This is a genomic window from Pumilibacter muris (genome assembly GCF_943193045.1).
Lineage (GTDB): Bacteria > Bacillota > Clostridia > Christensenellales > Pumilibacteraceae > Pumilibacter > Pumilibacter muris.
On record NZ_CALPCN010000004.1, the window covers coordinates 35713 to 49691 of the forward strand.

General features: G+C 46.3%; 13 protein-coding genes. 3 read left to right on the forward strand and 10 right to left on the reverse strand.

Going from position 1 to position 13979, the window contains the following annotated elements:
- Positions 1-5: 5 nt before the first annotated feature.
- A complete protein-coding gene (locus NFR62_RS06025; RefSeq protein ID WP_251615951.1) occupies positions 6-1352 on the reverse strand; it encodes an ABC transporter substrate-binding protein in 1347 nt (448 codons plus the stop codon).
- Between the two features lie 610 nt (positions 1353-1962).
- Between NFR62_RS06025 and abc-f the strand changes: the two genes are divergently transcribed.
- Positions 1963-3441: a ribosomal protection-like ABC-F family protein gene (gene abc-f / locus NFR62_RS06030; RefSeq protein ID WP_251615953.1), complete on the forward strand. Its 1479-nt coding sequence runs from the start codon at positions 1963-1965 to the stop codon at positions 3439-3441.
- A 74-nt stretch (positions 3442-3515) separates the two neighbouring features.
- On the opposite strand, the gene NFR62_RS06035 is transcribed toward abc-f, so the two are convergent.
- The 3 genes from NFR62_RS06035 to ftsH all read right to left on the reverse strand — a co-directional run bounded on the left by NFR62_RS06035 (position 3516) and on the right by ftsH (position 6920).
- Positions 3516-4199: a DUF2188 domain-containing protein gene (locus tag NFR62_RS06035; RefSeq protein ID WP_251615956.1), complete on the reverse strand. Its 684-nt coding sequence runs from the start codon at positions 4197-4199 to the stop codon at positions 3516-3518.
- A gap of 103 nt (positions 4200-4302) precedes the next feature.
- Positions 4303-4941 carry a hypothetical protein gene (locus NFR62_RS06040; protein ID WP_251615959.1) on the reverse strand — a complete coding sequence of 213 codons (639 nt, stop codon included), beginning with the start codon at positions 4939-4941 and terminating at the stop codon, positions 4303-4305.
- Between the two features lie 41 nt (positions 4942-4982).
- Positions 4983-6920 carry an ATP-dependent zinc metalloprotease FtsH gene (gene ftsH, locus NFR62_RS06045; protein WP_251615962.1) on the reverse strand — a complete coding sequence of 646 codons (1938 nt, stop codon included), beginning with the start codon at positions 6918-6920 and terminating at the stop codon, positions 4983-4985.
- Positions 6921-7140: 220 nt separating this feature from the next.
- On the opposite strand from ftsH, the gene NFR62_RS06050 reads away from it, so the two are divergent.
- The gene (locus NFR62_RS06050) at positions 7141-8037 is read left to right on the forward strand and encodes a DnaJ domain-containing protein (RefSeq protein WP_251615966.1); all 897 of its coding nucleotides are present in this window, start codon (positions 7141-7143) and stop codon (positions 8035-8037) included.
- Between the two features lie 37 nt (positions 8038-8074).
- On the opposite strand, the gene ligD is transcribed toward NFR62_RS06050, so the two are convergent.
- Both ligD and ilvC read right to left on the reverse strand, forming a co-directional pair.
- Positions 8075-10549, reverse strand: a complete 2475-nt coding sequence (gene ligD, locus NFR62_RS06055) for a DNA ligase D (protein WP_251615972.1) — start codon at positions 10547-10549, stop codon at positions 8075-8077.
- Between the two features lie 66 nt (positions 10550-10615).
- Positions 10616-11623 carry a ketol-acid reductoisomerase gene (gene ilvC, locus NFR62_RS06060; protein ID WP_251615977.1) on the reverse strand — a complete coding sequence of 336 codons (1008 nt, stop codon included), beginning with the start codon at positions 11621-11623 and terminating at the stop codon, positions 10616-10618.
- Between the two features lie 216 nt (positions 11624-11839).
- Between ilvC and NFR62_RS06065 the strand changes: the two genes are divergently transcribed.
- On the forward strand, positions 11840-12061 hold the full coding sequence (locus NFR62_RS06065; RefSeq protein ID WP_251615979.1) for a hypothetical protein: 222 nt from the start codon (positions 11840-11842) through the stop codon (positions 12059-12061).
- Positions 12062-12129: 68 nt separating this feature from the next.
- Here NFR62_RS06065 and NFR62_RS06070 read toward each other — a convergent pair whose 3' ends face one another.
- From NFR62_RS06070 to NFR62_RS06085, 4 genes are all read right to left on the reverse strand, one after another.
- The gene (locus NFR62_RS06070) at positions 12130-12330 is read right to left on the reverse strand and encodes a helix-turn-helix domain-containing protein (RefSeq protein WP_251615984.1); all 201 of its coding nucleotides are present in this window, start codon (positions 12328-12330) and stop codon (positions 12130-12132) included.
- A 110-nt stretch (positions 12331-12440) separates the two neighbouring features.
- On the reverse strand, positions 12441-12668 hold the full coding sequence (locus NFR62_RS06075) for a hypothetical protein (RefSeq protein ID WP_251615986.1): 228 nt from the start codon (positions 12666-12668) through the stop codon (positions 12441-12443).
- A complete protein-coding gene (locus NFR62_RS06080) occupies positions 12665-12748 on the reverse strand; it encodes an ATP-binding cassette domain-containing protein (protein ID WP_420851358.1) in 84 nt (27 codons plus the stop codon). The genes NFR62_RS06075 and NFR62_RS06080 overlap by 4 nt, the downstream gene beginning before the upstream one ends.
- Before the next feature lie 280 nt (positions 12749-13028).
- The gene (locus NFR62_RS06085) at positions 13029-13829 is read right to left on the reverse strand and encodes an SDR family NAD(P)-dependent oxidoreductase (RefSeq protein ID WP_251616004.1); all 801 of its coding nucleotides are present in this window, start codon (positions 13827-13829) and stop codon (positions 13029-13031) included.
- Positions 13830-13979: the final 150 nt, after the last annotated feature.

Sequence of the window (13979 nt, forward strand, 5' to 3'; positions counted from 1 at the left end):
TTAATTTAGCGGTCTACCGATTGAGCTTTTTGCAACGCGTATTTAGCCAGATTATAGTCGGACGTTCCCGCAGCCGTTTTAATATAGTTCACTATGTCCGAAAACGCGGTTGTAAGCTGAGGATATTTTTCAATTCGCGGACGGGGAGCGCCCGTTTGCAACAACAGCTCGCTAAGCGATTTACTCGCTCCGCTTCCGAAATTCTCTTCGTTATCGAGAAGCGATTTGTGCGTGGGGAAAGTGCCTATGCTGTCGTACATAAGCTGGCTTGCCTCCGTGCCCGTAAGGAACGCCACCGCTTGCGAAGCCGCATAAGCGTCGCGGGTGTCGCGCGTTACCGCAAAGCCCCACGAGCCGCAAGGCGATTGCACTTTTCCTTTTGTTCCGTCGGCGGATTCGTAGACGGGGAAAGGCATAATGTCGTATTTATTTTGAAAGTCTTTGTAATCTTTGCGAATGGTGTCTATAAGCCAAGGTCCGTATATTTCGAAAGCAACTTCGCCGCCGGGAAACGCGTTCACGTTAGTGCCGTTGTATATCCACGACTTTGCGCTGTCTTGCTCGTAAATACTTTCAAGCATTGAAAGTCCGCCGAGCGACGCTTCGGAATTTAAAGCACCCACCGCTTTCTCGTTGGTATCGGTGAACTGACCGCCCGCGCTGTAAATGAGCGGCGAATACAAATACATGCAGCCTTCGGCGCCGCCGAAGCCGAGATTGAGTTTGATTTTATACGTTTTATTTGCGGCTTTCAGCTTATCCATAGCCTCTTCAACGTCTTTCCAAGACCAGGGATTTTCTATTGTGCCGAAATCCGCATCGGTGTAGCCCACCGATTTTAAAAGCTCTTTATTGTAGTATAATCCGCCGGGCGCGTCCATGCCCGAAAGCGCGAACAATTTGCCGTTATAGGTAGACTGCGTTATAACGCTGTCAACATAGCTGTTCTTAACGTCGTCGGTAAGGTGTTCGTCAAGCGGCAAAATAATTTCCTGAGCGGCGTATGCCGTAATGTTGGGGCTGTCTACGGCAACAATATCAGGCAACCCCCCCCCGAGTAATTCGCCGTTTATAGAGCTGTCGAGCGCATCCGACGAGTTTTTGAACTCCAAACTCATCATTATAGTGCGTCCGTCTTTTGTATGCAGCTTCTTTTCGTTGAACATATCGGCAATGGTGCGGTATATTCTTCCTTCGGGCTCCGCTTCCGACTTATGAAGCCAAACCTTAACCACTTTTACGTCGGCTGTGTCTTCGAGTTCGTCGCCGTTTTTGCTGCACGCGGCAAAGCCGAACAGGCTGAGCGCAAGAACACAAGCAAGCAACAGGTTCGTAAGTCTTTTTTTCATCATTTTTTATTCCTCCTAAACGGAATTTTATTTTTTAAAAAAAATTTACCTAATATAAATTTTTAATAAAACCGCTTTTACTTGAAAACGAAGTCCTTGTCCTCATCACGTTGGAAACGTTTCCAAAATTCTGTTAAAAAATATAGAATCGTTTCGCTTTTTCATAAAAATTTGGAATCGGATTTATTCGAAATCGTTTTTACAAAAAATTTGGAATCGTTTCTATTGATTACATAATACCACAACATTTCGGACTTGTCAATACCTTTTTGAAAAATTTTTGTAATTTTTTTCAATTTTTTTACCGTTATACCGTAAGTTTTTCTATTAAATACGTTTTATCGCCGAATTTAACATGTAGTTTTAATTGTTTAAGACGCATTTTTTTCTTGCGCTTTAAAAATAAGTGTGCTATAATTATTTTGAATTTAAAAGGAATAGGTATGCGCCGTTGAAGAATTTTTCTTGCAAAATTTAATAAAATAAGCTTGCGAATTAAAACTTGCGAGCTTATTTGTTCGCAAGAAAGTTTTTTTTAGCTATATACGATTATTCGAGCCGTAAGATTTAAACTTTCTTACGGCTCTTTTTATATTTCAAGGAGGATTACAATATGTCTTTAATAAGCGTTCGAAATTTAACATTTTCTTACGACGGCGGATATAAAAACGTTTTCGAGAATGTGAGCTTTCAAATAGACACAGAATGGAAGTTGGGCTTTGTGGGGCGAAACGGCAGAGGAAAAACCACATTTCTCAATTTGCTTTTCGGCAAATACGAATACGCGGGAAAAATTGCGGCGAACGTCGAATTTACCTACTTTCCTTTCGAGGTACGCAACAAAAAGCGCAAAGTTTCGCAAATACTGCAAGAGCTGTGCCCCGCAGCCGAAGAATGGGAGTTTATACGCGAACTGTCGTATTTGCAAACTTCGCCCGAAATTCTTTACCGTCCGTTTAGCGAGCTGTCGAGCGGAGAACAAACCAAAATCTTGCTTGCGGGTCTTTTTTTGAAACCTAACAATTTTCTTCTAATCGACGAACCGACCAACCATTTGGATGCCGACGCTCGGCAAACCGTTTCGAACTACCTTAAAAAGAAAAAAGGATTTATTTTGGTTTCGCACGACCGCCTTTTTTTAGACGGTTGCGTAGACCACATTCTTTCGATTAACAAAACGAATATAGAAGTTCAGGCAGGCAATTTTTCGTCTTGGTTCGAAAACTTCGAAAACAAACAAAAAAACGAAACGGCTCAAAACAAAAAGCTGAAAAACGAAATTGCAAAACTTAAAGAAGCGGCTAAGCGCACCGCGTCATGGGCGGCTCAAACCGAAGCTTCGAAATACGGTGTTGCGAGTTCGGGTTTAAAGCCTGACAGAGGCTACGTCGGGCACAAAGCCGCCAAACTAATGAAACAAGCTAAAAATACGGAAGCGCGGCAACTTGCCGCCATAGAGCAAAAGTCAGAATTATTGCAAAACGCCGAAACCGCCGACAACTTGAAACTCTCCCCTCTCGTTTTCCGACACAACAAACTGCTCGAATTTTCAAACCTCGAAATAAACTACGGAAATAAAAAAATTTGCCCGCCCGTAAGCTTCGCGCTCGGGCAAGGCGAACGAATCGCTTTGCAGGGGAAGAACGGATGCGGAAAAAGCAGCGTGTTAAAACTTGCGCTCGGCGAAAACGTTCCGCACACCGGCACGGTATACTTGCCGTCGGGCTTGATTATTTCTTATGTGCCGCAAACGAACGAAAATTTAAAAGGCACCGTTTCGCACTTTGCAAAAGAGCACAAAATTGACGAATCGCTGTTCAGAGCGATTTTGAACAAAATGGGCTTTTCGAAAACGGACTGCGACGGCGATATTTCAACTTATTCCGAAGGGCAAAAGAAAAAAGTCGCTCTCGCCAAAAGTCTATGCGAAAAGGCTCATATTTACGTTTGGGACGAGCCTCTTAATTACCTCGATATTTATTCGCGCATGCAAATAGAAAAACTAATCTTAGAATACCGCCCCGCTATGCTGTTCGTTGAACACGATATAGCTTTTCAAAACGCGGTAGCCACAAAAACGGTTAAAATATAGCAATAAAAACCGAGCGAACGCCGCTCGGTTTTTTATATTCTACAGTTTTTTACCGCTCACCAACCGCATGTACGTTATTGCCGTTGGAATTTGCCGTCTTTTTTGTGCACAACAAGGCTCGCGTTGTATTTTTTGCACAGCGCGCGCGCAACGTTCATAGCTTCTTCTTTGGTGTCAACTCTGCGAACAACTCTGTCTACGCCGTCTTTTTTAATTACCCATGTGTCTTTAACGCGGTCGTATTTAACAGTGAATTTAACTGCGCCGTCTTTTTGGCTTACTACCGAAGTTTTGTTGTAATAGCTTACTCTGCTTGCGGCGCGCTCGATTTCCTCGTCGATAGAAGATGCCGCTTTTTTCTTTTTAAAAGGCCCTTCGGGTTCGGGCGCGTTGTCGATTTCTTCGGTTACGGTGTCGTCTTCGGGCGCGGGTTCAAGCTCGCGCGTCATAAACGACGGCTCTTCGGGTTCGGGCGCCGACGAGGCGGAAGCGGATTGTTGCTCCGATGCGTTACCGCCCGTTACGGGAGCGAAAATCTGTTCGTTTTTAGCCCGCGTTCTTTCTATTTCGAGTTTTGTGCGGGTCTTTTTAAGTTCGTCTTTAAGCTTGCGTATGCGCTTGTTTTTGCACGCAATAACAATAAACAGTATTATGCACAAAAGCACGGCAACCGCCAAAATGAGCCACCAAAACTTTGCGATAGCGTCGTTTGCCTTTTTCAATAAATCGGCAATTTTGGAACCTAACAAAATATTCACTTACAAAAACCTCCGTTGTAATAAAAGCTCGTTTACAAAGCGCGCATACCTTTCTATATATGCCGTAAGCGACGAAATAATTCGCCGCTTACCTTTGCAAACGTTATGCAGTTTTAAAATCCGCCGCAATTTCGCCGAGAGCGATATATAAAGGCGAAGTGTTCATTCTCATACGAATGGGAACTATTCTGTAATCCTGGCTTTCGGGGTTGTTCTCAAGCCCTACTTTGGAATTAAGATACAAATACACCGTAACCCAACGAAGTTCTCCGTCGGTGCTCTTAACGTTCATAATAAGACGGTCGTATTCCACAGTGCTCTTTTTTACTTTAAACGTTTTAGGCTGTGAAAATTCGAGTTCGAGCATATACGAATCGTCGGTTGCCGCGCAAACCGCGCGAGCCTCGTTCACCGTAACTTCTTTGTTCACCGTTTCATCGTCGGCGTTTTTTGTTTTCTCAAATTCGGGACCGTAGTTGCCCACAAATTCGAGAGTGGCGTGCATTATGCTGAACCCCGTCTTTTTAATAAGGTTTTTATCTATTTTCGATTTGTATTCGGCGTTTCCCGTAAGGTTGCCGTTCGGAAGCGACGCCGACGCGGTTGTTACCCGCACCGCAGAATAATCGGAAAAACTTTTCATGGGGCGCATTATCACCGAGCAAAGAACTATAACAGTAATAAGCACGGCACCCAAAACCGACGAAAGAACTATAACGGGTATTTTTACTTTTTTCTTCATACTTTCTCCTAAATTCCTTTTGAATTCCTCTTATGCAAATTTTACGCCGTTTTGTTGTTGTATTTTTTGTTAAGACGTGCGTCGAGCGCGTCGCGCACTTCTTCGTAAGGCTTGCCTTCCATAATCATATCCACTTCTTCGGAATAAATGGTTTCGCGCTCTATTAAAAGCCTAACCATGCAATCCATAACCTCGCGGTGCTCGGTAAGCATTTTAACAGCCTCTTTATGCGCGGTTTCCACAAGTTTGGCTACGGCGGCGTCTATTTTCGTTGCAATCGACTCGCTGTATGTGTGCGTGGATTGATAATCGCGCCCTAAAAACACTTCTTGATTAGAGCCGTAATAAACGGGACCGAGTTCCGACATACCCCATTCCATAACCATCTTGCGGGCAATGTCGGTAGCGCTCTTAATGTCGCCCACCGCGCCGGTAGTTATGTCTTGAATAACGAGTTCTTCGGCGGCGCGTCCGCCCATGCTCATGGCAAGATTCGCTTTCAGCTTTCCTATGGTAATATGGTCGTCGTCGGTGTCGGGACGGGTCATGGTGTAGCCCGCCGCCTGCCCGCGAGGAATTATAGACACCTCGTGCACGGGGTCGCACATAGGTTCGAGCCGCGCCACAATAGCATGCCCCGCTTCGTGATAAGCCGTGATTCGCTTATCAACTTCGGTAACGAGACGCGATTTTTTCTGAGGTCCCATAACAACCTTGTTTATTCCCTCGTAAAGGTCTTCCATGCTGATTTGACTGCGGTTGTCGCGCGCGCACAAAATAGCAGCTTCGTTTAATAAGTTGGCGATTTCCGCGCCCGAAAATCCGCTCGTTATGCGGGCGAGCACCTGAAAGTCTACGTCGGGCGATATAGGCTTATTGCGCGCGTGAACTTTGAAAATAGCTTCTCTGCCGCGAACGTCGGGAATGTTCACGTATATTTGGCGGTCGAATCTGCCCGGACGCAAAAGCGCGGGGTCGAGAATGTCGGCACGGTTGGTTGCCGCCATAACTATAACGCCGTCGTTCGTTTCGAAACCGTCCATTTGCACCAAAAGCTGGTTTAGCGTTTGCTCGCGTTCGTCGTGTCCGCCGCCGAGCCCCGCTCCGCGTTGGCGCCCAACCGCGTCGATTTCGTCTATAAAGATTATGCAAGGCATGTTCTTTTTCGCTTGGTCAAAAAGGTCGCGCACGCGACTTGCGCCTACGCCTACGAACATTTCAACAAAGTCGGAACCCGAAATCGAGAAGAACGGAACGTTAGCCTCGCCCGCAACGGCTTTGGCAAAAAGCGTTTTACCTGTGCCCGGAGGACCCACCAAAAGCACGCCTTTGGGTATTCTCGCGCCTACGGCGGTAAACTTTTGCGGCGACTTTAAAAACTCGACGATTTCTTGAAGCTCTTGCTTTTCTTCGTCGGCGCCCGCAACGTCGGTAAAGCGCACTTTAAGATTGCCTTGAACGTTCGCTTTGCTCTTTCCGAAATTCATAGCCTGTTTGTTTTGCCCGCCCATGCTTCTGAACAGGAAAAACGCCATAACGGCTATTAGCACAATGCCTATTATAGGGTAAAGAATATTCCAAATATTTCCCGAATTGCGGTCGTTAAAACTTATAATAACGTCGGGAAACTCTTTGTTGATTTTGGCTATTTCGTCGGCGTTGCCCGCCGCCGCTTCGAGTTTTTCGGCGCGCATAGCTTGGTATTGCTTTATAACGTCCCACATAATGGTGTCGCGCGCGTAAGCATACTGTCCGCGCGGATTCTTTTTCCGCTCGGCAGTGTCCTCTTTGTACTCAACCGTAACTTTATCGTTGTTTATGCTCATTTCGGCGATTTTGCCTTTCATGAGCGCGTCCGAAATTTCGGTGAACGTGGTTTTGGAAGCGTTGCTCATAACCGTCATAACTATTGTTGTAACGATTGCGAACACCGCAAGCACCGATATTACGGTTATTATTCCTTTCGTACTCGACTTCAAATAAAGATACCTCCGAAACATGCCCCGCCGAAGCAAAATGCGCATGTACATAGTATAGTATAGCACAGTTGCCGCCGCTATATCAAGCAAATTGCGGCATTTTACTTTTTTTTACTTGCTTTCGCGCCTACGGCGGTTATTTTATTTATATGCGCGCAAATTAAATTTTTTATGTCTAAGACTTGCATACATTGAAATAAAATGTTACAATAGTGGCGTTATGAACAATTACTACACGATTTTGGAACTGTCGGAAACGGCTACCGACGAACAAATCAAACAGGCGTATCGCTCTTTGGCAAAGCGTTACCATCCCGACCTACACCCCAACGACGCCGACACCGCGAAAAAATTCGCGCTTGTAAACGAGGCTATGGAAGTTTTGGGAACGCCCGCAAAACGAAAAGAATACGACGCCAAACGAAACGCCGAAAAAAAACAGGCGGAGGCTACGGCAGCGAGAGCTGCGGCTGCGAACGCGGCAAGAGCTGCGGCTGCCGCGAGAGCTTCGGCGCGCACCGTTTCGAGCGCTGGCACTTCTATGTATATGGGAACTGCGCAAGGCGCCGCAACGGTTATTAACGACGCGTACCGCAGAGGGTACAACGAAGCTACGGCAATAGCTCAGCAGCAAAAAAACGCCGCAATGGAAACTTGGAAAAAATCTGCCGAAAACTGGAAAGCCGAAGCGGAAAAACAAAAAGCCGAAACCGAAAAATGGAAACGCGAAGCCGAACGCCAAAAACGCGAGGCGGAAGGTTACAGCCGCGACGTAGACACTCTTAAAGCGGCGCTCGAACGCACGCGCCAAAGAGCGACCGACGCCGAAGCCGCCACCCGCCGCGCCGAAACCGAACTGCGGGTTCAGCTCGGAGCGGCGGAAATCGCAAAAAAAACCGCAGCCGACGTGATTGCCGAACGCGAGGCGCTTAAAGAATCGTTGGAGAGCAAAATAACGGTTGAACGCGAAGCCCGCAAATATTCGGACGCCGACAAAGTGCGACTCAGCCGCGAAGTTATTAGGCTAAAAGAAGAAAACGCCGCGCTTAAAGAAAAATTGCACTCGCACGGCGACTTTTTCGAACCCGAATATAACGAATCAGATTCAGACGAATAAAATATTGTTTGGCGCTTGCGTTGCAGGCGCCAAATTTTTATTTCCAAACGTCTTTGCCCTTTAATCTTTCGAGCGCCTCGAACATATCTATTCCGTTGGGCGTAACATTATTAAGCTCGCTCCACGCAATCGGCATAGAAACCTTAGCTCCCGGACGGGCTCGCAAAGAATACGGCGCAACCCAAGTCGCTCCGCGAGTATTTCGTCCCCAGTCTATAAAAATTTTGTTTTTTCTTTTCTCTTTGCGCAAATTGTCGGTGAAAAGTTCGGGATGTTTTTCCGAAAGCAGTTTCGCCGTTTTTTTTGAGAAAGCGCGAAACTCTTCCCACGTTGATTTTACGGGGAACGGAACAACTATATGATACCCCTTGCCTCCGCTCGTTTTTAAAAGAGGGCGGAGTTTGAGTTCCATAAGAGTGCTTTTAAGCTCCGAAACGCCGTCGCGCAACACCGAAAGCGGCAACCCCTCGTCGGGGTCGAGGTCGAACACCATAGTATCGGGCGTTTCAAGCAAGTCGGCTCGGCTTCCCCAAACGTGATATTCAAGCCCGCCGAGTTGCGCTTCGGCAATTAGCTCCTCTTTGTTATTCACATAAAAATATGCGTGCGTCTCGCCGTCGCCGCTTTTTACATCTATCGATTGAGCTCGACTTCCCGAAACGGGGTGCTTATTGAAAAAGCAACCGCCGCCCACTCCTTCGTGACAGCGCACAACGCTGAGAACTCTGTTCCCCGCATATTCGAGCATAAGCGACGCGGCGGCTTCATAATACCGCGCGACTTCCGCTTTGGTTATGCCGCAATCGGGAAACACAATTTTATCGGGGCTCGATATTTTAACGCCGCAAACGATTATTTCGTCGGCGCTATTTTTTTCGCTCTCTTTTTTCTTTGTTTCGCTCTTTTCGGATTTTTTCAAAGAGCGTTTCACCGCTTTTTCTCTTTCGGGAACTTCGGCTACTACTTCGGACGCCGACTTATCGGCGCGTAACCCTTTAAAGCTTGCTTGCCGCAGTCTGTTTTCGTTCGTCCACTCGGCAAATTGCACTTCTCCCACGAGTTCGGGCGACAGCCAAAAGATTTCTTCCCCTCCCGACGCTTTCGGCGGCTCCGAAAACGGCGAACTGTCGGCGGCATATTCGGAAAATAAATTCATAAGCTCGGCTTCGCTGCGTCGGTTAAGCCCCGTTCCCGCTCTGCCCGCGTATTGCAACTTTTTATGCGTTCTCGCGGTTTTCGACTTTTTCTTATCCGGTTCGGTTTGTTCGCCGTACACTCCGAGTAGCAAAGCGCTTATTCCCGACGTCTTCTTTTCGGTGCGCGTATATCCGCCGAGCACAAACTCCTGCCTTAAATAACACTTGTATTTCACCCAGTCGGAATTTCTGCCGCCCCTATACGGCGAATCTGCTTTTTTGCCCACGATGCCTTCAAGTCCGAGTTTTTTGGCGGCTTCGGCGCTTTCCCGCCCGCGCCCGCGAATATATCCGCTTTCCCTAAGAATATCGGGCGCATTCTTTAAAATTTCGCTCAATTTGCATTTGCGTTCAATCAGAGGCAACTCGCGCAAATCTTTTCCGTCGGCCGCAAGCAAATCGAAAATAACGTAAACTATATTGCCTTTCGGATTTTTTTCGTAAGCCTGCAAAGCTTGAAAATCCGTTCGTCCGTTTTCGTCGGGCGAAACAATTTCGCCGTCGAAAATATAAGCTCCGCCGCCTGACCACCGCTCCAACTCGCGTGATACGGCGGCAAACTTTTCGGTATAGTCGCGTCCGCTACGTGAAAAAAGTTTAGCGTTGCCGTTTTCGCAAAAAGCGAGCATGCGGTAACCGTCGTATTTTACTTCGAAAAGCCATTCGTCGCCGTCGGGCAGAACGTCTACCGACTTGCACAGCTCGACTTCGCGTTTGATTTCGGGATTTTTTTTGCGCGCGGGTTTCTCTTCTTCGACTATTTCCCGCATAGTTCGGTTTGTTCGCACGCTGCGGGAGTATTGTTCTATTCCCGCTTCCCTTTTTTTAAAACTGTCGTTTTCTTTGATAAGCAGCCAGTTATTTTGCGAATCTTCGGTTTTCATGCGCACAAGCGCCCAACTTCCGCAAAGCCTTTTTCCGTAAAGAGTAAATTTGAGCGAACCCTCTTTCAGTCCGCTTTCAAAATCTTCAAGCGGCTCGTATGCCCCTTCGTCCCACAGCATAACAGTACCGCCGCCGTATTCGCCTTTCGGAATCGTTCCCTCGAATTCGGAATATTCGAGCGGGTGCTCTTCCACCATAACGGCAAGCCGTTTGTCTTGCGGATTAAACGACGGACCTTTTGGCACAGCCCAACTCAAAAGCGCGCCGTTGTATTCAAGCCGAAAGTCGTAATGTTCTCGCCTTGCCGCATGAAATTGCACAACGAATTTTTTGCCGACGCCGTCGCTCCGTTTTTTAGCCGCGTCGCCGCTCGGTTCTTTTGTGGCGGAAAAATTTCGCTTGCGTTTATATTCGCTCAAATCGTTTTTCATAATAAAAAATTGTGCCCTAAAAGCACAATTTTATTACCCGTCTTTTTTCAGCGCAAAAAAGCCGCGTTACTTGCTATATTTATCCTCGTCGCTCCAAGAATACATTTTGCGGAGTTCGGCGCCAACCTTTTCGAGCGGATGCTCGGCCTCTAATCTGCGGGTTGCGTTAAAGTGCGCTCTGCCGTTGTTGTTTTCGGCAATCCACGCCGACGCAAAAGTGCCGTCTTGAATTTCCGAAAGCACCTTTTTCATTTCCTTTTTGGTCTCTTCCGTTATAATGCGCTTGCCTATTTGATAATCGCCGTATTCCGCAGTGTCCGACACCGAATAGCGCATAAATCCGAAACCGCCGCGATAAATAAGGTCTACAATAAGTTTCATTTCGTGTATACATTCGAAATATGCGTTTTGAGGGTCGTAACCCGCTTCAACCAAAGTTTCGAATCCCGCTTTCATAAGAGCGGTAACGCCGCCGCAAAGCACAGCCTGCTCGCCGAACAAGTCGGTTTCGGTTTCGCATTTAAAAGTTGTTTCGAGCACACCGGCGCGGGCTCCGCCTATTCCCGCAGCGTAAGCAAGCGCAATATCAAGAGCTTTCCCCGTGTGGTTTTGCTCTATCGCCACAAGGCAGGGCACTCCTTTGCCTTCAAGATACTCGCTGCGAACGGTATGTCCGGGTCCTTTGGGCGCAATCATAAAAACGTCGACGTTTTCGGGCGGAACGATTTGCTTGAAATGAATGTTAAAACCGTGAGCAAACGCAAGCGCTTTTCCTTCGGCAAGGTTTGGCTCAATATCTTTTTTATATACGGAGGCTTGCTTCTCGTCGGGAATCAAGAGCATTATAATGTCGGCTTTTTTCGCCGCCTCGCCAACGGGCAAAACGGTGAGTCCCGCCTTTTCGGCTTTTTCTTTGCTTTTCGAACCGTCGTAAAGCCCTACTATAACTTTAACTCCGCTTTCGTGCAAATTCAGCGCATGGGCATGTCCTTGCGAACCGTAGCCGATAATAGCAACCGTCTTCTTTTTAAGATTGTCGAGTTTGCAATCGTTTTGATAATAAATTTTAGCCATTATATGTCCTCCGAAAATAAATTCCATTTTAAAATTTCGTTAAAAGATTTGTTTTCCATTATACAGCTAATTGACGTATTTTGTCAATTTAATTCGGCTAAAAAAATTGCGAAAATATTGTCGATAAACGCTTTAAGTCAAATAAGACTTGACTAATACGGATATAAAAAGTTGTGCTACTATATACATATAATTTATATACAGGAGGTAAGAAACATGGCTAAAGGAAAAGATTATTTCGGGCTCAACAGACTTGTAAGTATTATCCTTGCGATTATACCCATTACTGCATGGATTTGCGGAATCGTTACAAGATTTGCCGACGGAAAAATCGTGGCGGCTATCCTTCGCATATTCTTCGGTGCTTGGATTATCTGGCTCATCGACTTGATTATCATGATTTTTAGCGGTCATATTTTACGCCTTTTAAACATTTAGATTATACCTAACTAAAAAGCGTCGCAACAGTGCGACGCTTTTTTTTTATTGCAAAATCAATTTTTTAATTATTCGGTAAGCCCCAGCAAATAATCCACCGACTCGTTGAAATAGTTCGACAACGTTATAAGCGCATACGCCGTCGGGTCGGTTTTGCCGAGTTCCCATTTGGCGATTGCCGACTGACTTATTCCCGTAGCCACAGAAAGTTCCATTTGGCTCAATTTCTTTTCCGTTCGCAACTCTTTGAGTCTTTCACCGAAATTCATACTGTTATTATTATAGCCGTTTTAAGTCGTAAAGGACTTAACAAGTCTTATTAGACTTGAATTTAAACTCTTAATAACAAGCGTTTTTCGGATTTTATATTATGCGAGGCTTATTGTTTAGCCCGCTTTCTCGCGCTGAAAAATTGCAACAAAATATATGCGCCGAGCAAAGCCGCCACAGAGCCGAGCAAAACGGCATACATTACGCCCGCCGAAACCGAATGCCCGAAAAAGTAAAAATTTGCGTCAACCGCGTCTTTTATTTCGGCAAGAACCCCCTTAGTCCAACCGAGCGTTTCCATTTCGGCAAAAACGCCCGCAAGCGCATGTTTTCTCAAAAGGTGCTCTTCCCCGCGCCGTTCACTCCCAAAAAAGCGAACAGTTCTCCTTTCTTCACGCAAAAACTGAGCCTGTTCACGGCGTGAATATCCCGAGCTGTCAAGCGTTTTTTTGCAATATATAAATTTCTGTTATTCGGGGCGTTCTTATATTGAAAGTCATAAGGTATAAATCCATTATATTATACTAATTTTCCATTTGATAGTCAAGACTAATTCAACCGTAAGGATTTAGTACGGTTTGTCTAAGTTTACAACATATTATCGCAAATTTCAGTATATTGTATTTTATCGCCTGCCGCTTAATATAAAAAACGGTCGTATGATTTCACATACAACCGTTTACAAATTAAAATGATTTTAATTCAAATTGTATTGATTGCTCACAAGATATTGCGTGAGTTTATCGGGGAAAATCTTTTGAGAAAGATAATACGTTTTGTTCACAAAGCCGGATGCGATTACACTCGGAGGGTTATCGGCTTCGAGCGCTTTAATTACGGTATCGGCAACCTTTTCCGCTTCCATGCCGCCCTGCTCTATTCCCGCGAGCGAACCCACAGATTTATCGAGGTCGGAGCCGTATACGCCCACTTGCTCGGCTGAATAAACGTTGCGCTTAAAGGTGAAACGCGTGGCGGTGCCGCCGGGAAGCACAGTGGTGGCTTTAATGCCGAACGGCTTAACTTCCATATTCAATTCTTTGCCGAGCATTAAGAGCGCGGCTTTGCTCGACGAATAAAAAGCGTCGTAGGCAATGGGAAGCACTCCGCCCATAGAACCGATTAACACTATTCTGCCGTAGCCCGATTCGCGCATGTGAACGAGCACCGCGCGAATTGCGGCGAGCGCTCCGAAAAAGTTTACTTCGAAAAGATAACGGTAATCTTTTTCTTCGGCAAATTCCACCGGCGCCGCCATAGAGTAGCCCGCGCAATACACAAGCTGGTCTATGCGTCCCGTTTCGTCTAAAATTTTTTCCGACGCGTCTACAATCGTTTGCGGTTTGGTAACGTCCACTTCGAGCGAAGTTATTCGCTCGTCGGGGCACGGAGTGCGCGCGCCGCAATACACCACGTTGCCCGCGTCCGCAAGTTTTTGCGCTGTGGCAAGTCCTATGCCGCTGCTCGCTCCTATTATAAACACAACTCTTTGCTTCATATTGCTATTTTGCCGCCGCCGCGCAAAATTTATGCAACGGCTCGGCGAACGCGCAACTCCAAAGAGTAGACAAACCCGCAAATACATGATAATATATGTAAACACCGACAAATTACGAGCTTTTTCGCAAAAAAAGTTATAGTTGTTCAA

Coding starts and splice junctions, on each gene's coding strand:
- NFR62_RS06025 (WP_251615951.1), bottom strand. CDS start 1,352: ATGATGAAAAAAAGACTTACGAACCTGTTGCTTGCTTGTGTTCTTGCG.
- abc-f (WP_251615953.1), top strand. CDS start 1,963: ATGTCTTTAATAAGCGTTCGAAATTTAACATTTTCTTACGACGGCGGA.
- NFR62_RS06040 (WP_251615959.1), bottom strand. CDS start 4,941: ATGAAGAAAAAAGTAAAAATACCCGTTATAGTTCTTTCGTCGGTTTTG.
- NFR62_RS06050 (WP_251615966.1), top strand. CDS start 7,141: ATGAACAATTACTACACGATTTTGGAACTGTCGGAAACGGCTACCGAC.
- ligD (WP_251615972.1), bottom strand. CDS start 10,549: ATGAAAAACGATTTGAGCGAATATAAACGCAAGCGAAATTTTTCCGCC.
- ilvC (WP_251615977.1), bottom strand. CDS start 11,623: ATGGCTAAAATTTATTATCAAAACGATTGCAAACTCGACAATCTTAAA.
- NFR62_RS06065 (WP_251615979.1), top strand. CDS start 11,840: ATGGCTAAAGGAAAAGATTATTTCGGGCTCAACAGACTTGTAAGTATT.
- NFR62_RS06070 (WP_251615984.1), bottom strand. CDS start 12,330: ATGAATTTCGGTGAAAGACTCAAAGAGTTGCGAACGGAAAAGAAATTG.
- NFR62_RS06085 (WP_251616004.1), bottom strand. CDS start 13,829: ATGAAGCAAAGAGTTGTGTTTATAATAGGAGCGAGCAGCGGCATAGGA.